Here is a 21230-nt window from a genome sequence, read left to right as displayed (position 1 = left end):
GATGATCAAGTTCCTGGCCCGCCGCCTCGCCGCGATGGTCGCGATGCTCCTGCTGGTGTCGTTCCTGGTGTTCAGCCTGCTCGCGCTGGCGCCCGGATCGCTGCTGGCCACGCTCATGGGCACCGCACCGTCCACTCCGGAGCTCATTGCGGCAACCACCGCCAAGTACCACCTGGACGATCCGTTCCTGGTGCAGTACGGCCGGTGGCTGGCCGGCGCGGTCCGGCTCGACTTCGGCACCTCGGTGCGGTCCGGCGAGGACGTGCTGTCCGCGCTGGGCCACGCCCTGCCGATGTCGTTCCAGCTGGCGCTCTTCGCGCTGCTGCTGGTGGTCGTGGTCGGCATCCCGCTCGGCGCCGTCGCCGGGCTGCGGCGGGGTGCCACCACCGACCGCGTGGTGTCCACAGTGGCTGCTTTCGGGATGAGTGCCCCGCCGTTCGCGGTCGGCCTGCTGCTGGTCTACGTGTTCGGCGTGGTACTCGACTGGTTCCCGGTTTTCGGGGCCGGCGAAGGGTTCGCGGACAGCCTCTGGCACCTCGTCCTGCCCGCAGTGTCACTGGCGGTCGCGCTGATGGCGATCGTGCTGCGGCAGACACGGGCCGCGATGCTCGACGTGATGGACCAGGATTACGTCACCTTCGCCCGGGCCCGCGGGGTCGCGTCGCCCCGGGTGCTGGTGACCTACGCAATGCGCAATGCGGCGGTACCGATCGTCACGTCGTCCGGCGTGGTGCTCATTGCCGCGCTGTCCGGTGCGGTGCTGGTGGAGACGGTGTTCTCGCTGCCCGGCGTCGGCTCGCTGCTCGTGGTTTCGGTCAACACCAAGGACATTCCGGTGGTACAAGGCATTGCAATGGTCGCGGCGGCGTTCGTGATCCTGGTGAACCTGGCGGTCGACGTGCTCACCGGCCTCCTCGACCCGCGCATCCGGGCCCGGCAGGTGGCGGCATGAAGCGCCTCGGCTGGCCCGCGATCGTGGCGGCGGTGCCGCTCGCGGTGATCCTGGTCTTCGTGATCGCCGGGGACGCGCTCACGCCGTACCCGCCCAACGCGCAGCAGCTCGAACTCAGCTCCAGCGGCCCCACCGGGCAGCACTGGCTCGGCACCGACGACCTCGGCCGTGACGTGCTGTCCCGGGTGATCTCCGGTGCCCGGGTCGCGGTGATCGGACCGCTGCTCGTGGCCTTGGTCGCGGTGGTGGTCGGCATTTCGCTCGGCCTGGCTGCGGCGTACTACCGCGGCCGGGTGGACAGTGTGATCAGCCGCCTGGTCGACGTCCTCTACGCGCTTCCGGCGCTGCTGGTCGCGATCGTGGTGGTCGGGATTTCCTCCGGCGGCTACGTGGTCACCGTGCTGGTGCTGGCGCTGCTGTCGATGCCGACGGCGATCCGGATGATCCGCAGTGCCGCGACAGTCCAAAGTGGACTGCCCTATGTGGAGGCCGCGCAAAGCCTGCGGCTGCCCGCGCGCACGGTGATGTTCCGGCACCTCCTGCCCAACATCGTGCCCACCGTGGTGGCCACGTTCCTGCTCGACTTCGTCGTCGCGCTGATCGCGTTTTCCGCACTGGCCTTCCTGGGCATCGGCGGACAGCCGGGCAGCGCGGAATGGGGCGTCATGATCGCCGAAGGGCGTGAACAGATCCTGTCCGAACCGTGGCTTTCGCTCGCCCCGGCGGTGATGATCATCCTCACCGCGGTGTGCGCGACGGTGCTCGGAGACAGCTTCTACGACCGGCTCACGGCACAGCGGGAGGCGCGATGAGTCTGCTCACTGTGGACGGGGTGGACATCGCCCACCAGGGCCGTCCGCTCGTGCGGGACGTGCGGTTCGCGGTCGAGGCCGGGACGTCGGTGGGGATCGTCGGCGAATCCGGCAGCGGGAAGTCGCTCACCGTGCGCTCGCTGGTCGGGCTGCTCCCCCGCGGGGTCACCGCGACCGGGTCGGTCACCTTCGACGGCCGCGAGCTGCTCGGACAGTCCGAAAAGGACCTCCGGGAGGTCCGCGGCACCCGGATCAGCCTGCTGATGCAGGACCCGTTCTCGATGCTCAACCCGGTGCAGACGTCCTTCGCGCACATCGCCGAGGTGCTGCCCGCGCCGATCCGGCGTAACAAGGCAAAGCTACGCGCGGAGGTGTACCGGCGGCTGGAGGAGGTCGGCCTCGACCCGGCCCGCGCCGCGCACCGGTACCCGTTCCAGCTGTCCGGCGGAATGCGGCAGCGGGTCGCGATGGCGGCGGCGCTGGCCGGTGACCCGGATCTGCTGATCGCCGACGAGCCCACTACCGCGCTCGACGCGACCACGCAGGCACAGGTGCTGGAAATGCTCGACCAGCTCCGGCGCAGCCGCGGAATGGCGCTGATCCTGGTCACGCACGACCTCGGCGTCGCGTTTTCCGTGTGCGACCGGATCATGGTCATGTACGCGGGCGGGCTCGTCGAGCAGGCCCCGTCGGCCGAGCTGCGCCGGAATCCGCAGCATCCGTACACCGCGGGGTTGCTGGGTTCGCATCTGCCGCTGGACCGCCGGGTCGAGAAGATGCAGTCCATCCCCGGCCGGGTGCCTCCGGCGGATTCCGTGGGCGGGCAATGCGGATTCGCGTCCCGCTGCAATTGGGCCACCGACGCCTGCCGCGCCGAACGGCCGACCTTGCAGGCCACGAGCCCGGACCACACCACCGCCTGCCTCCGGATCGACGAGATCGCCGCGGAACTGCTCGACACCGCACCGGAAACCACCGCGAGTGCCACGTCGGCCGAACCTGAATCGTCCGGCGCCTTGCTGACCGTGCGGGACCTGCAGAAGTCCTTCCGGGACCTCGCGGGCGGCAAAACCCGTACACAGGCGGTAAAAGGGGTGTCGTTCGCCGTCGACGAGTTCGAATCCGTCGGTCTCGTCGGCGAATCCGGTTCCGGCAAGACCACCATCGCCCGCTCGCTGCTCGGGCTCGTGCGGCCGGATTCCGGCAGCATCGGCCTCGGCGGCCTCGACCTGGCCGACTACTCGCGGCTCAGCCGGGCCGAAAACCGCAGCGTCGCCCAGCTGGTGCAGGTGGTCTTCCAGGACCCGTACTCGTCGCTCAACCCGGCCCGTACCATCGGCGCCACCCTGCGGGAGGCCATCACCACCCGCGACCGGAATGCCGACCACCGGGCCGAAACCGCCGAACTGCTCACCCAGGTCGGCCTCACCGAGGAACACGCGCAGCGCCGTCCCGCTCAGCTGTCCGGCGGCGAACGGCAGCGGATCGCCATCGCTCGGGCTGTCGCGCTGCGGCCCCGGCTGCTGATCTGCGACGAACCCGTTGCCGCACTGGACGTTTCGGTGCGCGCGGAAATCCTCACCCTGCTGCGGAAGCTGCACCGGCAGTACCGCATGAGCATGCTTTTCATCACCCACGAGCTGTCCGTCGTCCGGCAGATGACCGATCGCGTTCTCGTGCTCTACCACGGCGAGATCGTCGAAGAAGGCCGCACGGCCGACGTGCTCGACCATCCCGCGCACAGCTACACCGCCCGTCTCGTGGGCTCCGTGCTCGGGCTCGACCAGGAAGGAGTCACCCAGTGACCAACGAGGGGCGGGTCGGACCGAAGACCCCGGTGACCGGCGACAACGCAGTGTGCTCCAGCCAGCACCCGATCGTCACCGACACCATGCGCGACGTGCTGGCCGGCGGCGGCAACGCGGTGGACGCGGTGATCGCGGGTTCGCTCGTGCAGGCCGTGGTGCAGCAGGACCTCACCAACCACGCGGGCATGTTCACGATGCTGTTCTGGGAAGCCGAAACCGGCACCGTGCACGAGCTGAACAGCCACGGCACGATCGCACCGGACCTGCCGCCGTTCCACCGGGTCCCGCCGCCGCGCAGCCAGTACTCGGCCACCGGCGCCGGGCCGTACGCGGTGATCCCGGGCTTCATGCCGGGGATGAAGGCTCTGTACGAACGCTTCGCCACACGGCCGTGGGCCGAACTGTGCGCGCCCGCGGTGCACTGGGCCGAGGTCGGGCACGTCGTGGACTCGTTCGAGCACCTGGTGATGGCGCAGTCGTACGACTTCTTCCTCTACACCCCGTCCGGCCGCGAGCACTTCGCGCCCGGCGGGCATCTCCCCCAGGTCGGCGACCGCTGGCCGAAACCGGCGCTGCACCGCACCATGGTCCGGCTCGCCGAGGAAGGCCCGGACTATTTCCTCACCGGGGACTGGGCGCAGGAGTTCCTCCGCCGCGCGAACGAACTGGGCTGGCCGATCACCAAGGAACACATGGCCGCGTCGCAGGCCGAATGGGGTTCCGGGCTGCGGTACGAACACCGTGGACACGAGATCGTGCAGCTGTCCCCGCCGGAGCGCCAGGCCGTGTTCTGCTCGATGGTGCTGGGCATCCTCGACGAGCTGGACATCACCTCGTACGGGCACTACACCGAATCGGCCGACGCGCTGTACTACCTCACGCATGCCTTGCGCCGCGCCGACAAGGAAGCCAACCTGATCAACGACCCGCGGATCTTCGAGGACCCGGCCGAACTGCTGATGTCACGGGACTTCCACCGGATGGTGGCCGACCTGATCCGGCGAAGCAAGCCCACGATCGACCTCACCAAGCACGTCGAGATCACCGGCGGTGCGGCGCAGCTCGCCGCGATCGGGCACCTGCCCTCGCCGACACCCGCGCAGTCCGCGGGCAGCTGCGAGCTGTCCATTGTGGACAAGTACGGCAACTGGGTGCAGTCGATGAACACGCTGCAGGGCTCGGGCATCCCGGGCGAGGTGATCGGCGGCGTGCCGATGATCGGCAGCAACGGCATCAACCGGATGGACATGTGGATCGGCGGCTGGTTCACCGGCGGCGGCCGGATGCGCTGCGCGATCGGCAACACGCTGGTGTTCAAGGACGGCAAACCGGTGCTGGGCCTCGGTTCGCCGGGGAGCGTGTACTGCACGGTGCCGCAGGTGCTGTCCAACATCCTCGACTACGGCATGGATCCCTACGCCGCCGAAGACGCGCCGCGGCTCTACCCACTGCGCGAGGACTACCAGTTCTCCATGGAAGCGCGGGTGCCCGAAGAGGTCACGCGCGGGCTGATGGCGCGCGGGCTGCTGATGTCGCCGCTGCCCGCCTACGACTGGCACCTCGGCTCGTACCAGATGAGCTGGCGCGGCGACGACGGCAAGCTGCACGGCAGCGCGGGACCCCGCCGCGCCGGCAGCGCCGCCGCCCTGTGATCCGGAAAGGACTGTCCACAGTGAACAACGTTGCCGGCGTCACCGGCGAGGTCTCGGCCGAGCGCCTGATGGCCGTGCTTTCGCCGATGGCGCAATGGACCAAGCACGCGGGCACCCCCGGCGAGCTGGAGAGTCTCGGGTACCTGCGCGGTCTCCTCGACGATCTCGGCTACACCACCCAGCTGCTGAGCCACGACGCCTACATCAGCCTGCCGGTGTCCGCGCGAGTGGAGGCCGACGGCGTCACCCACAACGCGCTCGCCGTGTCGTTCTCCCGCTCCACTCCCCCGGACGGACTCACCGGACGGCTGGTTCCGGTCGGCCGCGGTACCGCCGAGGAGTACGCCGGCCTGGACGTCACCGGCTGCATCGTGCTGATCGACGGCGTACCCGGGCCCGGTCAGACGATCGAGGCCGGTAACCGGGGCGCCATCGCCCAGGTGCACGTCAGCCCGCACGACAAACTGCACGAGATGTGCGTGTCGCCGGTGTGGGGCAGCCCGGGTGACGACGCCGTCGACGACCTGCCCGCCACCGCCGTCTGCTCGGTGAGCGCGACGGACGGCACCCGGCTCCGGGAGCTGGCGGGTCAGGAAATCACCGTGCACACCGAGATCGACACCGGCTGGCGGCCGACCCCGATCCTCCTCGCCGACCTGCCGAGCACCCGCGGCGGCGAGGACGAGCCGTTCGTGTTCTTCACCGGCCACCACGACACGTGGCACTACGGCCTGATGGACAACGGCACCGCGAACGCGACCATGATCGAGGTCGCCCGGATTGCCGCCGAACGGCGCGACCAGTGGCAGCGTGGCCTGCGGCTGGCGTTCTGGTCGGGGCATTCGCAGGGCCGCTACTCCAGTTCCGCCTGGTACGCCGACCACCACTGGGAGGAGCTCGAAGCCCGCGCCGCGGTACACGTCAACATCGATTCGACCGGCGGCAACGGCAACACCGTGGTGGCGGACGCGACATCGGCGGCCGAGCTGGGCGAGCTGGCGCAGGAAGCGCTGAGCACGCAAGCCGGTCAGGACTGGGCCGGACGGCGCATGCACCGCGCGGGCGACCAGTCGTTCTGGGGTATCGGCGTCCCGGCGATCTTCGCGAACATGAGCGAGCAGCCGATCGACCCGGCGCTGCTCAACGCGCAGGCCGCGGTGTTCGGCGGCGGGCCGCGCAAGGGCAACGGCACCGGCTGGTGGTGGCACACGCCCGAGGACACGCTCGACAAGATCGACCCCGAGCTGCTCGTCCGCGACACCCGGATCTACCTGCACGCGGTGTGGCGGCTGCTCACCGACCCGACGCTGCCGATGGACTTCACCCCGGCTTGCGAGGCACTCGTCGAACGGTTGCGGGAACTGCAGATCAGCTCGGCCGGGCGGCTGGACCTGTCCGTCCCGATCGAGCGCGGGCTGCGCGCCCGGGAGCTGGCCGCGGCGCTGTGGGCCAAGCGGGAGTCGGTGGATCCGGACTGGTTCAACGCGACCGTGCACCGGTTGTCTCGCCTGTTCGTGCCGCTCGACTACACCCAGGGCGACCGGTTCACGCACGACCCGGCGCTGTTCGTCGGCGGCGTCCCCGGGCTCGCCGACACACCGCGGCTGTCCGGGCTGGAGCCGGACAGCGACGGCTTCCGGTTCCTGCACTCCCGCCTGGTCCGCGAGCGCAACCGGGTCGCGGTGAGCCTGCGGGAAGCCGTGGCCTTCCTGGAGGGGGCACTGGAATGAGCGAGCTGAGCGGACGCCGGTACCTGGTCACCGGCGCGGGCGGGCGGATCGGCCGGTCGACCGCGTTCCTGCTGGCCGAACAGGGCGCGGACGTGGTCACCCAGGACCGGTCGTCCACTGTGGACATCCAGGCCGACCTGGCCGGCCCCGATCTGTCGTCCATTGTGGACGAAGCGGAGGCGGAAGGACCGCTCGACGGCGTCGTGTTCGCGCACGGCGTGTACCCGAACCTGCCGATCAGCGAGATGACCGCGATGGAGTGGGACACCGTGTTCGCGGTGAACGTCCGGTCGGTCATGCTCGTCACCGGAGAGCTGTTCCGGCGGTGGATTTCCCGTGGTACGCCGGGTTCGATCGTGGTCGTGTCCTCGGGTGCGGCGCGGTCCGCCCGCGCCGGGGGCGGGCATTACTGCTCGTCCAAGGCCGCGGTGGAGATGTTCACCCACGTCAGCGCCATCGAGGGCGGGCCGCACCGCATCCGGGTCAACGCGGTCGCGCCGGGCCTGGTACTCGACAACGTCATCCGCCCGGACACCGAGGGCGTGCCGGACTACTTCGCGCAAACCCTGGCCGCCACCCCGCTGCGCCGCACCGGCGACCCCGCGGACATCGCCGAGGCGTGCGCCTTCCTGTTGTCCGACCGGTCGTCCTGGACCACCGGGGCGATCATCGACGTCAGCGGCGGCTCGCACACCGGCCGTCCGCACCTGCCGTTCACGAGGGAGCTGAAATGACCATCCACATCGTGGGCGCGGGCGCCATCGGCGGCCTGGTCGGCGCCTACCTGCACGAGGCCGGGCACGAGGTCGTGCTCGTCGACGCCAACGCCGAGCACGTCGCCGCGATCAACGCCCGCGGCCTGCAGATCTCCGGCGAGGCCGACTTCACCGCGTACCCACGCGCAGTCCGCCCGGAGCACCTCACCGGACCACTGGACACCGTCCTGCTGGCGGTGAAGTCCCGGCACACCCAGGACGCGCTCAAGACGATCGCGCCGCTGCTCAGCGACGACGGATTCGTGGTGTCGCTGCAGAACGGACTGGAGGAGTACCCGATCGCGGACGCCGTCGGTCCACAACGGACAGTCGGTGCGCTGGTCACGTTCGGCGGCTTCTACGACAAGCCCGGCCACCTGATCTACGGCGGCGCCGGGACCTTCCGGATCGGCGAGGTCGACGGTACCGAGAGCAACCGCGTGCACGAGCTGGCCGCACTGCTCAGCGAGTTCCACCCCACCGAGGTCACGAGCAATATTTTCGGCTACCTGTGGTCGAAAGCGGCCATCGCGGCGGTGTACTTCGCGACCGCGGTGGCGAACGAGGACGTACCCGTGCTGCTCGCGAAAAACCAGCACCGGTCGCTGTTCGGGCGGCTCGTCGGCGAGGTCGAGCGGGTCGCGCAGGCGGCAGGCGTGCGCTGCGAAACCGTCGACGGCTTCGACCCGACACTGTTCACCGTGGACGCCGAGGCGGACCCGGCGCAGGTCGAATCCGCGTGGCAGGCACAGATCGCGTACTGGGTCGCGCACCAGCAGACCCGCACCGGCGTGTGGCGGGACCTCGCGATCCACCGTCGTCCGACCGAGGTGGACCACATCCTCGGGCCGGTGCTGGACCTGGCCGCGAAGCACGGCGTCGAGGTCCCGCACGTCCGCGCTGTGACCGATGCGGTGCACCGGGCCGAGAAGGACCCGGACACGATGGGCGAGCACGTACTGGCCGAACTCGCGGAGGTACGCTGACCGGCCGGCTCAGCCCTGCGCGGCCGGCGGCGTGCCCCATTGGTGCCGCCAGAACGCTTCCCCGGCGCTGGACAGGTAGCGGTCACGCACCGTGAAGAGGGCGATCTTGCGGAACCGCGGCGGCCGCAGGCTCTTGACCGCTACCCGGCCGCCCGCGGCCTCCGCGGCCATCCGCGGCATGAGCGCGACGCCGAGGCCGTGCGCGACGAGTTGTTCCGGGCTGCTGCTTTCGTAGGCGATGTGCGGTTCGTGCCCCTCCGACCGCAGCAGCGCGACGAGCGTTTCCCGCACCCCGGACCCGGGCTGGTAGCTGACGAAGTGCGCACCGGGCAGATCGCCGGGAGCCACGTCACCGTTCCCGGCGAACCGGTGCCCGGGAGGTGCGGCGACGACCAGCTCCTCGGTGAACAGCGGACGCCGGGCCAGCGCCACCGAGCCGTCGCCGAGCCGGTCGTCGCCGATCGCCAGCTCGAGGTCACCCTCGCGCAGCCGGCGCAGCATCTGCCCGGTCGTCTGCTCGCGGATCGCGACATCCACCTGCGGAAACCTGCGGTGAAAAACCGGTAGCTCCGCGGGAAGAAACGTGGTCACCAGCGAACTCAGCGCACCTACGACAGTGGTCCCGCCCGGGTCCTCCGGCACCTCGCGGACCTGCGCACGGGCCCGCTCCACCTCGGTGAGGATGACCTCGGTCTGCGCCAGCAGGCGTTCCCCGGCCGCGGTGAGCAGTACCCGCCGTCCCCGCCGCTCGAACAGCGTGACTTCGAGTTCCCGTTCGAGAGCGCGGATCTGCTGGGAGAGCGCCGGTTGCGCGACGTTGAGCCGCTCGGCGGCCCGGGTGAAGTGCGACAGGCGGGCGGCCTCGGCGAAGTAGCGCAGCTGGCGGAGCTCCATCCGCTGATCGTGTCACCTTATGAGGCAGATCGGAAACCGGTATTTTTCTTATCGATTGCTGCTGGCGCAGGCTTGTCCGGTACCCGAGACAAGGAGCGGCATGAGCGTCGACCCCATCGCGGAAATCCCGGTCAAGCACGAGTACGCCGAGGTCAACGGCATCCGGATGCACTACGTGCACGGCGGGTCCGGGAACGGCCGTCCGCTGGTCCTCGTCCACGGGCTGTTCGAGACGTGGCGGATGTGGCGGAAGGTGCTGCCCCGCCTGCTCGAGTCGTACTACGTCGTCGCGCCCGACGTGCGCGGGTACGGCGAGACCGGCAAGCCCGGCGTCGAGCACATGGACAAGCGCACGCAAGCACAGGACCTCCGCGAGCTGGCCGACCGGCTCGGCCTGGACGAGTTCGTGCTCATCGGCCACGACCGCGGGGCCCGCGTGTGCCGCCGGTTCGCGCTCGATCATGCCGAGCGGCTGCGGGGGCTCGTGCTGATGGACATCCTGCCGACCGAGTACATCTACACCGGGCTCACCGCCCGGACCGCCGCGTCGCACCACTGGGACCAGCTGTTCCACCTCGCCAAGCGCGGGCTCGCCGAGACGTTGCTGCGCGGGCACGAGGAGGAATACGTGCGCTACTTCTACGAGCGCACCCCCGGTTTCAGCGACGTCCTGCGCAGCGACGGCACCTACGACCACTACGTCGAAACGATCAAGAGCCCGGGAGCGGTTTCCGGTTTTCTCAACGACTACCGCGCGGCGTTCGACGTCGACGTCCCCCGCTACCTCGAAGAGCTGCGGGCCGGGACGAAGATCGAAGTTCCGACGCAAATCCTCTGGGGGGAGCTCGGAAACCTGCACGGCCAGCCCGCGATGGACATCTGGGCGGCTCGCTGCGAGCAGCTGGTCGGCGCCGAGATCACCGGCAGCGGCCACTATCTCCCCGAAGAGCGCCCCGCGGAGGTGCTGGCCGAACTCGAGCCGTTCGTCGACCGGTGTTTCGGGGACTGACCGGCGATGGCAGCCGGCCCCTTCCTGCGCTGCACCCGTTGCGGCAGCGAGCATTCCGACCGCGAACCGATCTGGCACTGCCTCCGCTGCGGCGGCCCGCTGGAGGTCTCCGGGCTCCTGCCCGGTCCCGCCGACGACCGGCGCAGCGGCGTCTGGCAATACCCTTCGATGACCGGTCTGCACGACGCGCGCACCATCGTGTCCTTGGGCGAACAGTCCGCGCCGATCGTGCCCGACCCGGTGCTGGAGGGGGTCTCCTATCACCTGCAGCAGCTGTCCCCGACCGGTTCGTACAAGGATCGTGGCGTCTCGGTGCTGGTGTCGAAGGCCAAGGAATGGGGCGTCCGCAGCCTGGTCGAGGACAGCTCGGGAAACGCGGGTGCGTCGGTCGCGGCGTACTGCGCGGCGGCGGGAATCAAGGCCACCATCGTCGTACCTGCCGCCACCTCGGCGGGCAAACGCGCGCAGATCTCGGCTTTCGGCGCCGAAATCGTCCTGAGCCGCGACCGGGGCACGGCGGCGACCGTCGCCGCGGAACTCGATGCCACCTACCTCGGCCACAACTGGAGTCCGTACTTTCTGGCCGGGCTCACGACCACGGCGCCGGAGATCGTCGCGCGGTCCGGCGGACGGGCTCCCCAGTGGATCGTCCTGCCGGTCGGCGCCGGCACGCTGCTGCTCGGCGTGCATCGCGGGATGAAGATGCTGGCGGAGGCCGGGCATCTGGCCGAACTGCCCCGATTGCTGGCCGTGCAAGCGGAAAGCTGCGCCCCGATCGCCGACGCGTGGCGGACGGGTGCACCGGACGTGCCGGCAGTACCGGTGAGCCGGCCGGTCTCCGTCGCGGAGGGAATCGCCGTGCCCGCACCGGTCCGCGGCGCCGAAGTGCTCGCGGCGATCCGCGAGAGCAACGGCGCGTGCGTGACGGTCGGCGACGCCGGGATCACCGCGGCCACCCGCCGCCTTGCCCTTCAGGGAATCTTTGCGGAGCCGACCTCCGGCGCCGCGCTGGCGGGCCTGCAGAAGGCCCGTACCCGAGGTACCGCAACGGGATCGGCGCTGGTCGTGATCACCGGCACCGGCTTGAAGACCCTCGGCGGGGCCACCCCGGCCGGGTGCGGACGATGATCGCTTCGCCGCACCGGCCGAACTCTAGTCAACGAGATGGCCCTTGCCATAGTCAATGGCATTGCTTAGCGTACCGGGTACCCGTTCGTGCCGACCGAGGAGGACTCGTATGCGCCGCATCGACCAGGACCGGACCCGGGCCCGCCTCGGCGAGCTGGTGTCGATCGAAACGCCGTCCGGCCATGCGGAAGGGCTCCGGCGCGCGCACGAGCTGCTGCGCTCGTGGGGTGCCCCGGTGTTCGGCAGGCCGGGCGAAATCGTGACCGTCGACGGCACTTCGCACCTGCTGTGGCGGCCCGAGCGCGAACCCGCGGTGCTGCTGCTCGGGCACGTGGACACCGTGTGGCCGCTCGGCACCCTGGCCGGCTGGCCGTTCGAGGTGAACGGGAACCGCGCGACCGGGCCGGGGGTGTTCGACATGAAAGCCGGTCTGGTCGAAGCGTTCGACGCGGTCGAGCTCGCGCGCGATCCGAGCCGGGTCGGACTGCTGATCACCGGCGACGAAGAGATCGGCTCGCCGACGTCGCGGGCGCTGATCGAGAAGACCGCCGCCGGCGCGGCCGCCGTCCTCGTGTTCGAGGCCAGCTTCGACGGCGCCGTCAAAACCGCCCGCAAGGGAGGCGCTTTCTACACGGTGGACGTCGCCGGCCGCGCCGCGCACGCCGGGATGGCCCCGGCAGAGGGGATCAACGCGATGATCGAACTCGCCCACCAGGCCCTGGTTCTCGACCGGCTCGGCGATTCCGCGAAGGGCACCACGGTCACCCCCACGAAAGCCACCGCGGGTACCACCACCAACACCGTCCCGGCCGCGGCATCCCTGCGCGTCGACGTGCGGGCGTGGGAAAAGGCGGAGCTGGAACGGGTTCACCGGCAGCTCGGCGAGCTGACCGCGCACCTCGACGGCGCGTCGGTCCGCGTGTCCGGCGAAATCAACCGGCTGCCGCTGGAACCGGCGTCCTCGCGTGACCTGCTGGCTCTTGCTCGCCGCGTCGCCGAGGCGGAAGGCCTCAGCGCCGTCGAGGAGGCCGCCGTCGGCGGCGGGTCCGACGCGAACTTCACTGCCGCACTGGGGGTTCCGACGCTCGACGGGCTCGGGCCGGACGGCGGCGGACCGCACGCCCGGCACGAATGGACCGACCTCGATTCACTCGCCGCCCGCGGGATCCTCGTCGCCGGCATGCTCGACGCCCTCACCACGGCGCGCTCGTGACTTCGCCGCGCGCAGCTCGATCGCGTCGAGCATCATCTCCAGCCCGGTGTCGAACGCGACCGGGGAACCCAGGCTCAGCAACAGGTCCGAGCACCGGGCGATCGCCGGGTACTGCTCGGGGTCCAGCTGCCGGTACTCGACCTGCCAGGCGAGCTCGTCGCGTTTGCGGACCTCCGGCTCGAGCGTCAGGAACGCGGCCTCGAGACTCGCCACCGATCGGATGAAGTTGCCCAGCGCCCGCAGGACGACGACGGCTTCCGCGTCCTCGAGACCCGCGCGGCGCAAGGCATCCAGGTTGAACTCGACGTTCGAGAACTCGACCGGGCGGCGGGTGGTGCGCATGACCATGTCCTGCGCCAAGGGCGCGTACCGCACGTAGTGCTCGCGCACCAGCTGCGCGAACTTGCGGACGTCCTCGCGCCAGTCGTCGGTGGCGGTCAGCGTGCCGCCGTAGGACCTCGCCCGCAGGCTGTCGACCAGTTCGAGCAGGAGGTCGTCCTTGTCCCGGAAATGCCGGTACATCGACGTGGGATGGGCACCGAGCTCGTCGCCGATCGCCTGGAACGTGAGCCCGGCGAGCCCGTCGCGGAGCACGATCTTCTCCGCGGCCCCGACGATCGCCTCCCGGCTGAGGCTGTCCCGGGGACGGCGTGCCCGCGGTGCCCCGGCCTTCGGCCGCGGCTTGTGCTGCCCTGCGCCAGCCATCCGGCTCCTTCCCTGCGTGAACCTGCCCGAAACCGTGTTTGAAACCGTGCCCGAAACCACTGCCCGAAGTGTCCGGACCGGTCGCCACGCATTGTCGCACCTGCCACCGGACCGGTCACCACGACGCCAGTCAGCGTAACTGACTATAAACCTGCCCATACCCCTTGCGCGGGCTCTGACCCGGTCTTACAGTTCGTCCCATCTCCGCAGGGGGCCGACCAAGGAAGGTCACCGATGACCATTCGGATCACCCGGATCGCCCGGCGCCGCACCGGGTTCGCCCTCGCCACCGCAGTGGCCACCGCCGCCGCCCTGCTGTCCGCCTGCACGAGCGGCGGCACCCGGAACAGCGCGGCGACGAGCTCCGCCGCGGTGCCGGTCCGGCAAGGCGGTGCGATCGTCGTCGGGGCCGAGCAGGAACCCGATTGCGCGGACTGGATCGCCACGTGTTCCGGGGCCGTCTGGGGCACCTACCTGATGGATGTGCCGACCCTGCCGAGAGTGTTCGTCCCGCGGAAGTCGGGCGATGCCTGGGCTCCGGTCCCGTCGGAGGTGATGGCGGGCGAACCCACGGTCAGCATGGACGGCGGCAAGCAGAAGGTCACGTACCAGATCAGCCCGGCCGCGGTGTGGTCGGACAAGGTGCCGATCTCCTCGGCCGACCTGAAGTACACCGCGCTGCAGATCCGCGACGGCAAGGACGTGCTCGTCAAGGCCGGTTACGACCGCATCGAATCGGTCGACACCCCCGGCCCCAAGACCGCGGTGATCACCTTCTCGAAGCCGTACGCGAACTGGAAGGCGCTGTTCAGCGACACGTCCGGGTTCCTGCCCAGCCACCTGCTGGAGGGCAAGGACCGCAACGCGGAGATGAAGGACGGCTACAGCTTCAGCGGCGGCCCGTGGAAGATCGAGTCCTGGAAGCGCGGCGCGTCGGTCACGCTCGTGCCGAACCCGAACTACTGGGGCGAGAAACCCAAGCTGGACAAGGTCACCTTCCAGTTCACCGCCGACACCGCCGCCGCGTACCAGGCGTTCAAGAGCGGCCAGCTCGACGCCCTGTACCCGACCCCGCAGCTCGATTCGGCCGACCAGATCCGCAACGGCCTGCAGAACGCCGGGTCGCAGATCGACCCGACGTCGGGCAACCTCGAAGCGCTCTGGATGAACAACGGCAAGTTCCCGTTCGACTCCGCGCCGTTCCGGCAGGCGGTGTCGTACGCCGTCGACCGCAAGGCGATCGTCACGCGGCTCTACGGGTCGCTCGGCGTCACCGAGCCGGCACAGAGCTTCATCACCCCGATGATGCGCCAGTACAGCGGAAACGACTTCAGCCGCTACACGCTCGACCTCGGCAAGGTCACCAGCCTGATGCAGGGCGCGGGCTGGGCCAAGGGCCCGGACGGCATCTGGGTCAAGGACGGCAAGCGCGCCTCGTTCAGCGTCGCGTCGGTCGCGGGCAACAAGCGCCGGGAGCTCACCGAGCAGATCCTGCAGCAGCAGCTCAAAACCGCCGGGTTCGAGCTGACCATCGCGAACACCACCGCGGCCGAGCTGTTCGGCAAGGTCACCTCGCAGGGCACGTTCCAGCTGGGCCTGTGGGCACTGGTGGACACGTTCCCGCAGCCGCGGCTCGACACGTCGTTCGGCACCCCGGCCATCCCGTCGGCGGCCAACGGGAACTCGGGACTGAACTTCGCCCGGATCGGGTTCCCCGACCTCGACTCGGCGCTGGCCGACTTCGGCACCAACCTGGACGAGAAGGCGCGCATCGAGCTGGCTAAGAAGGTCGACAGCCTGCTCGCGCGGGAGGCCTCCTCGCTGCCGCTCGACGCGGTCCCGAACATCCTGCTGTGGAACCGCAAGATCGGCGGGCCGCTGGCCATCAACCCGAGCAGCGGGCCGTGGTGGAACCTCGCGCAGTGGGGCCTCGCGGCCGCCTGACCCGGACCGGGGAGATCAGATGCTCACGTATGTGCTGCGGCGCTTCGGGTATTCGGTGCCGGTCGTGCTGGTCGCGTCGTTCCTGCTCTTCTGGGGCGTGCGGACCGCGTTCGACCCGCTCGCGAAGCTGCGGTTCGTCCCGGACCCGACGGTGCTCGCGCGGGAGACCGCGCGGCTCGGGCTCGACCGGCCGGTCCCGGTGCAGTACTGGTTGTGGCTCAAGGAGTTCGTCACCGGTGACTGGGGAACCAGCTCCCGGACCGGCGGCCCGGTGCGGGACCTGATCTTCCCGGCGCTGGGCACCACGCTGCAGCTGCTCTTCTGGGGTGCGCTGTTCGCGTCGCTGGTGGCGCTGGCGGTGGGCGTCTACTCCGCGGTGCGGCAGTACTCGGTGGGCGATTTCGCGCTCACCGGGCTGTCGTACGTCGGGATCGCGATGCCGCCGTTCTGGCTGGGCCTGATCCTGATCCAGGTGCTGGCGGCATGGCCGCAGCAGCAGTTCGGCACGGCGGACCCGCCGCTGTACTTCGTGGGCCTGCATTCGGCGTCCGGTGGCGGGTTCGGCGACTACGTGCGCCACCTCGTGCTGCCGGTGCTCACGCTCACCGTCGGGCTGGTCGCGAGCTGGAGCCGGTACACCCGGGCGACCATGCTGGAAACCCTGGCCAGCGACTACGTCCGCACCGCACGGGCGAAGGGCGTGCCGCGGTGGCAGGTGATCACCCGGCACGCACTGCGGACCGCACTCGGGCCGTTCGTCTCGATCGCCGCGGTCGACGCGGGCATCCTCTTCGGCGGGCTCGTGGTCACCGAGCAGATCTTCGCGATCCGGGGCATGGGCAGGCTGTTCCTCGACTCGCTGGTGTCGGGTGACGTCTTCGTGCTCATTCCGTGGATGCTCGTCGTCGCCGCGGCAGTGATCGTGTTCAACCTCCTTGCCGACGTGTCCTACGCACTGCTCGATCCCCGGGTGAGGCTCCGATGACCACCACCGCCCCGGCCCCGCGCACCCAGTTCCAGCTCGCGCGGCGGCGCTTCTTCCGGCACCAGCTCGCCGTAGCCGGGCTCGCTGTCCTCGCGGTACTGCTGGTGTGCTGCTTCGGCGCGGACTGGATCGCGCCGTACGCCCGCAACGCGCAGGACCTCGCGCTCGGCCCGACCCCGCCGTCGGGTGCGCATTTGCTCGGCACGGACGAGCTCGGCCGCGATTACCTCAGCGAAGTCCTTTACGCCGGAAGGATTTCACTGGCGATCGGGCTTTCCGTCGCGGTGCTGGCCACCGTGCTCGGAGCGACGCTCGGCGCGATCGCGGGCTACTTCGGCGGCGCGGCCGACGAGATCGTCATGCGGGTCACGGACCTGTTCCTGGTGGTCCCGGCGATCGTCGTGCTGGCGCTGGCGTTGCAGGGCTTCGGGAAGTCGCCGGTCACCATCGTGCTCGTGCTGGCCGGGCTCTTCTGGACGTTCGTCGCCCGGGTGGTACGCGGGCAGGTGCTTTCCTTGCGGGAGAAGGAATACGTCGCCGCGGCCAAGGTGCTCGGCGCGCGCCGGCGGCGGATCGTGGTGCGGCACATCCTGCCCAACCTCACCGGCGTGATCGCCGTGAACGCTTCGCTCAGCGCGGCGAATGCGGTGATCGTCGAGTCGACGCTCAGCTTCCTCGGCTACGGCGTGCAGCCGCCCGAGACGAGCTGGGGCAACATGCTGAGCCAGGCGTCCGGCCTGATCGGCACCGACAAGTCGTACCTGCTGTACTTCCCCGGTTTGTTCATCCTGCTCACCGCGATCGCCATCAACTTCGTGGGCGACGGCCTGCGAGACGCGCTCGACCCCCGAGGAGCCCGGCCGTGACCCTGCTCGAAGTCGACGACCTCACCGTGCAGTTCCCCACCGACGACGGCCTCGTCACGTCGGTGTCCGGCCTTTCCTTCGGCGTCGAACCCGGCGAAACCCTGGGTATCGTCGGCGAATCCGGCTCCGGCAAGAGCATCACGTCGATGGCGGTGCTCGGCATCCTGCCCCGCAAGGCCCGGGTGACCGGGTCGATCCGGTTCCACGGCGACGAGCTGCTCGGCCTGCCCGAAGCACAGCTGCGGCCGTTGCGCGGCAACCGGATCGCGATGATCTTCCAGGACGCGCTCACGTCGCTCAACCCGGTGCACACCGTCGGCGACCAGATCGCCGAGGCCATCCGGGTGCACGAACGCAGTCCCGGCCGCGCCCGGCTGCGCGAACGGGCGGTGGAGCTGCTCGACATCGTCGGCATCCCGTCGCCCGCGGTCCGCGCGGGCCAGTACCCGCACGAGCTGTCCGGCGGGATGCGCCAGCGCGTGATGATCGCGATGAGCATCGCGAACGAACCGGAGCTGCTGATCGCGGACGAGCCGACGACCGCGCTCGACGTCACCGTGCAGGCGCAGATCATGGACGTCATCGAGCGGATCCAGGACCGCACCCGGGCGGCGATCCTGCTGATCACGCACGACCTCGGGGTGGTCGCGGGCGTGGCCGACCGGGTGCTGGTGATGTACGCGGGATCGAAGGTCGAGGAGGCCCCGGTCGAGCCGCTGTTCTACGAGACCGCGCATCCGTACACGCACGGTCTGCTCGCTTCGCTCCCCCGGCTCGACCGGCGGCAAAGCGGTGAGCTGTACCGGATTCCGGGTCAGCCGCCGAGCCCGCTGCACCGGCCGTCCGGCTGCGCGTTCCACCCGCGGTGCAGTCATGCGCAGGCCGGGCGGTGCGACGTCTCGGTGCCGCAGCCCGCGCCGGTCGGCACCGCGCACACCGCGGCCTGCCTGCGGCTCGGCGAGCTGGAAGGGGCGCCCGCATGACCGCACTCGACGTCCGGGACCTGGAGAAGGACTACCCGGTCCGCACCGGATTGCTGCGCCGCCGCACCGGTTCGGTGCACGCGGTGTCCGGGGTCGGGTTCACCGTCGACCGCGGCCGCACGCTCGGCCTGGTCGGCGAAACCGGTTGCGGCAAAAGCACTTTGGCGAGCTGCCTGGTCCGGCTGATCGAACCGACCGCGGGCACGGTGCTGCTGGACGGCGAGGATTTCACCGCGCTCGCCCCGGAAGCCCTGCGCACCGCGCGCCGCCGCATCCAGATGGTGTTCCAGGACCCGTACGCCTCGCTCAACCCGCGCATGACGATCCGCGCGATCATCAGCGAAGCCCTCGAAATCCACCGGCTGCACCGGGGAAACCGCGAGCGGCGCGTGTCCGAGCTGCTGGAGCTGGTGGGTCTCGACCCGGCCGACGCGAACCGGTTCCCCACCGAGTTCTCCGGCGGCCAGCGCCAGCGGGTCGGCATCGCGCGGGCACTCGCCGCGGAACCGGACGTGCTGGTGCTCGACGAACCGGTGAGCGCGCTCGACGTGAGCATCCAGGCCGGAATCCTCAACCTGCTCGAACGCCTGCAGGACCAGCTGGGCCTCACGTACCTGCTCATCGCGCACGACCTCGCGGTGGTACGGCACGTCAGCGACGAGGTCGCCGTGATGTACCTGGGCCGGATCGTCGAGCAGGCGGCCGCGGACGAGCTGTACGAACGTCCGCAGCACCCGTACACGCAGGCGTTGCTGTCGGCCGTCCCGGTGCCGGACCCGCGCGCCGAACGCGCCCGGACGCGGATCGTGCTGTCCGGTGACCTGCCGAGCCCGGCCGCGCCGCCGTCCGGCTGCCGGTTCCGCACCCGCTGCTGGAAGGCCACCCAGGTGTGCGCCGACCAGCTCCCCGAGCTCGTCCCCGACGAAAGCGGCCACCAGGCCGCCTGTCACCACAAGGAGCTGCGCAATGTCCTCTGACCGTCGATCCGGCTGGCACTCCCGATTCGACGTCCCCATCCGGACCGCGAGCATGCGGGCCCCCGGCGGGACGGGGGTGGAACTCCTGCTGGCGGTGGCGAAAGACGGCCGCGAGATCTCGATGTGGGACCCGTCGACCGGCACGATCACCCCGGTGCCCGGACTGCCGCCGCTGGTGGAGGACCCGGTACCCGGCCCGGACGGACGGTCGGTGCTGATGCTGAGCGACGACACCGGCGCCGAGCTCGGGCACCTCTGGTCCTTCCCGGCCGATGGCAGTCCCGCGCGCGACCTCACGCCCGATCTGCCGTCGTACACGCTGCGCGGCATCGACGTCGCGCAGGACGGCTCGGCCATCGCGATCGCGGCCGTCACCGACGAGGGATTCGAACTGTGGCTGCTGCCCGCGGACGGCACGCCGCGCCCGTTGTACCAGTCGGTGAACGAAGCCTGGTGCAGCCGGGTGTCGGCCGATGGCGCGTACGCGAGCATCGACACCACCGACCACAATCCGGGTATCCGCCGGTTCGCGGTCACCGTCACCACCAGTTCGGGGCACGTCGTCGCGGTGCTTTCGGACGGGCCGTGCGCGCCGGTGCGCGCCGTGCGGTTCTCCCCCATCCCCGGTGACCCGCGGCTCCTGGTGAGCACCGAACGGTCCGGTTACGCGCGACCGGCGATCTGGAATCCGGTGACCGGAGACCGTGTCGACGTCGAAGCCGTTGCGCTGCACGGAGATCTGGTGTCGCTCGACTGGTCCGACGACGCTTCGCTGGTTCTTCTGTCGCATGTGGACGAAGGGCTCCACCGGCTGTACGAATATCACGTCGACACCGGCGAACTGTCCAGGGTGGACCATCCGGACGGCGGCTACTTCAGCCCCGATGTCGCGTCCGCGATCACCTTCAGCTGGGCGTCGCACTACGGCCCCGGCAACGAGATCCGGCTGGTCCGCCAGCAGTTCCACCGGCCACTGGAAGTCCTGGCCGTGGACTCGTCCCGGCGCGGCCCGCGCACGATCCTCCCGGCGGAGCCGGTCGCGGCGGGCACCCCGCTGCGGTCGGAACGGATCACCTCCCGCGACGGCACGAAACTGCAGCTGTGGGTGGCCGCGCCGCCGTCGGCGACCGGTCCGGCGCCGCTCGTGCTGTCCATCCACGGCGGACCGAACCTGGTCACCGTTGACGGCTACCACCCGGCGGCGCAGGCCTGGCTGGACGAAGGGATCGGGTACGCGTCGCTCAACTACCGCGGATCGGTCACCTTCGGCCGCGAGTTCCGCGAAGGGTTCTGGGGCTCGATCGGCGACCGGGAGCTCGAAGACGTCACCGCCGCCCGGAACTGGCTGGTGGACCAGGGAATCGCCAGCGACGTCTTCATCTCCGGAGCCTCGTACGGCGGGTTCATGACGCTGCTCAGCCTCGGCCGCGCACCGGACCTCTTCGCCGGTGGACTCGCGACGGTGGCGATGGCGGACTGGCGGATCGCGTACGACGACATGTCCCCGGCCCTGCAGGCGGCCTGGCGGGGATTCATCGGCGGCACCCCGGAATCCGTGCCGGAGAAGTTCACCCGCAGCTCACCACTGACCTATGTGGACAATGTCCGCGCACCGGTGCTGCTGAGCCAGGGCCGGGCGGATTCGCGAACCCCGGCCCGCCAGGCACAGGCGTACGTCGACCGGCTGCGCGCCCGCGGCGGCGACGCACTGCTCGACTGGTTCGAGGGCGGCCACGGAACCACCAGCACGTCGGCGATGCGGCACCAGCAGGAACGCGAGCTCGACCTCGTCCGGCGAGCACTGCGCGGGGAACGATGGGACACGGCGTGA

Annotated in this window: 18 protein-coding genes; 16 read left to right on the top strand and 2 right to left on the bottom strand. The window is 70.2% G+C overall.

Translation table 11 applies throughout. The annotated features are described in order from the left end of the window. The first annotated feature begins 1 nt into the window (after position 1). Genes OO71_RS41275 through OO71_RS41245 form a run of 7 tightly spaced genes read left to right on the top strand, consistent with a single transcriptional unit; the run spans position 2 to position 8695 of the window. Positions 2–952 (top strand): ABC transporter permease, encoded by a 951-nt coding sequence (locus OO71_RS41275; RefSeq protein ID WP_033295507.1) that lies wholly within the window; start codon positions 2–4, stop codon positions 950–952. Then, complete coding sequence (locus OO71_RS41270; RefSeq protein ID WP_033295506.1) at positions 949–1764, top strand: ABC transporter permease; 816 nt, start codon at positions 949–951, stop codon at positions 1762–1764. Before OO71_RS41275 ends, OO71_RS41270 begins: the two co-directional genes overlap by 4 nt. Beyond that, a complete protein-coding gene (locus tag OO71_RS41265) occupies positions 1761–3569 on the top strand; it encodes a dipeptide ABC transporter ATP-binding protein (RefSeq protein WP_033295505.1) in 1809 nt (602 codons plus the stop codon). The genes OO71_RS41270 and OO71_RS41265 overlap by 4 nt, the downstream gene beginning before the upstream one ends. Continuing rightward, entirely contained in the window at positions 3566–5224 is a 1659-nt protein-coding gene (locus OO71_RS41260) for a gamma-glutamyltransferase (RefSeq protein ID WP_245633949.1), read from the top strand. Before OO71_RS41265 ends, OO71_RS41260 begins: the two co-directional genes overlap by 4 nt. A 20-nt stretch (positions 5225–5244) precedes the next feature. Continuing rightward, positions 5245–6954 (top strand): M28 family peptidase, encoded by a 1710-nt coding sequence (locus OO71_RS41255; protein WP_033295504.1) that lies wholly within the window; start codon positions 5245–5247, stop codon positions 6952–6954. After that, positions 6951–7688, top strand: coding sequence for an SDR family NAD(P)-dependent oxidoreductase (locus OO71_RS41250; RefSeq protein WP_051792949.1), 738 nt, complete (start codon positions 6951–6953; stop codon positions 7686–7688). The genes OO71_RS41255 and OO71_RS41250 overlap by 4 nt, the downstream gene beginning before the upstream one ends. Next, positions 7685–8695, top strand: coding sequence for a ketopantoate reductase family protein (locus tag OO71_RS41245; RefSeq protein ID WP_033295503.1), 1011 nt, complete (start codon positions 7685–7687; stop codon positions 8693–8695). The genes OO71_RS41250 and OO71_RS41245 overlap by 4 nt, the downstream gene beginning before the upstream one ends. Before the next feature lie 9 nt (positions 8696–8704). Here OO71_RS41245 and OO71_RS41240 read toward each other — a convergent pair whose 3' ends face one another. Then, on the bottom strand, positions 8705–9589 hold the full coding sequence (locus OO71_RS41240) for a LysR family transcriptional regulator (RefSeq protein WP_051792948.1): 885 nt from the start codon (positions 9587–9589) through the stop codon (positions 8705–8707). Between the two features lie 100 nt (positions 9590–9689). Between OO71_RS41240 and OO71_RS41235 the strand changes: the two genes are divergently transcribed. From OO71_RS41235 to OO71_RS41225, 3 genes are all read left to right on the top strand, one after another. Beyond that, positions 9690–10598 (top strand): alpha/beta fold hydrolase, encoded by a 909-nt coding sequence (locus OO71_RS41235; protein WP_051792946.1) that lies wholly within the window; start codon positions 9690–9692, stop codon positions 10596–10598. Positions 10599–10604: 6 nt separating this feature from the next. Continuing rightward, positions 10605–11726, top strand: a complete 1122-nt coding sequence (locus tag OO71_RS41230) for a threonine synthase (RefSeq protein ID WP_033295502.1) — start codon at positions 10605–10607, stop codon at positions 11724–11726. A 109-nt stretch (positions 11727–11835) separates the two neighbouring features. Further along, positions 11836–12939, top strand: a complete 1104-nt coding sequence (locus OO71_RS41225; RefSeq protein ID WP_033295501.1) for a M20/M25/M40 family metallo-hydrolase — start codon at positions 11836–11838, stop codon at positions 12937–12939. Here OO71_RS41225 and OO71_RS41220 read toward each other — a convergent pair. Beyond that, the gene (locus tag OO71_RS41220) at positions 12874–13644 is read right to left on the bottom strand and encodes a TetR/AcrR family transcriptional regulator (protein ID WP_051792944.1); all 771 of its coding nucleotides are present in this window, start codon (positions 13642–13644) and stop codon (positions 12874–12876) included. The genes OO71_RS41225 and OO71_RS41220 overlap by 66 nt on opposite strands. Positions 13645–13878: 234 nt before the next feature. Between OO71_RS41220 and OO71_RS41215 the strand changes: the two genes are divergently transcribed. Genes OO71_RS41215 through OO71_RS41190 form a run of 6 tightly spaced genes read left to right on the top strand, consistent with a single transcriptional unit; the run spans position 13879 to position 21230 of the window. Continuing rightward, positions 13879–15588 (top strand): ABC transporter substrate-binding protein, encoded by a 1710-nt coding sequence (locus OO71_RS41215; protein WP_156096815.1) that lies wholly within the window; start codon positions 13879–13881, stop codon positions 15586–15588. Positions 15589–15607: 19 nt separating this feature from the next. Continuing rightward, on the top strand, positions 15608–16573 hold the full coding sequence (locus OO71_RS41210; RefSeq protein ID WP_033295500.1) for an ABC transporter permease: 966 nt from the start codon (positions 15608–15610) through the stop codon (positions 16571–16573). Next, positions 16570–17439, top strand: a complete 870-nt coding sequence (locus OO71_RS41205) for an ABC transporter permease (protein WP_033295499.1) — start codon at positions 16570–16572, stop codon at positions 17437–17439. The genes OO71_RS41210 and OO71_RS41205 overlap by 4 nt, the downstream gene beginning before the upstream one ends. Continuing rightward, on the top strand, positions 17436–18422 hold the full coding sequence (locus OO71_RS51400; protein ID WP_033295498.1) for an ABC transporter ATP-binding protein: 987 nt from the start codon (positions 17436–17438) through the stop codon (positions 18420–18422). The genes OO71_RS41205 and OO71_RS51400 overlap by 4 nt, the downstream gene beginning before the upstream one ends. Beyond that, a complete protein-coding gene (locus OO71_RS51395; protein ID WP_033295497.1) occupies positions 18419–19399 on the top strand; it encodes an ABC transporter ATP-binding protein in 981 nt (326 codons plus the stop codon). The genes OO71_RS51400 and OO71_RS51395 overlap by 4 nt, the downstream gene beginning before the upstream one ends. Then, positions 19389–21230 (top strand): S9 family peptidase, encoded by a 1842-nt coding sequence (locus OO71_RS41190; RefSeq protein WP_033295496.1) that lies wholly within the window; start codon positions 19389–19391, stop codon positions 21228–21230. The genes OO71_RS51395 and OO71_RS41190 overlap by 11 nt, the downstream gene beginning before the upstream one ends.

The organism is Amycolatopsis jejuensis (assembly GCF_000717335.1).
Classification (GTDB): domain Bacteria; phylum Actinomycetota; class Actinomycetes; order Mycobacteriales; family Pseudonocardiaceae; genus Amycolatopsis; species Amycolatopsis jejuensis.
Note: the sequence above shows the minus strand (reverse complement) of the source record. Positions and strands in the feature narration are given on the sequence as shown.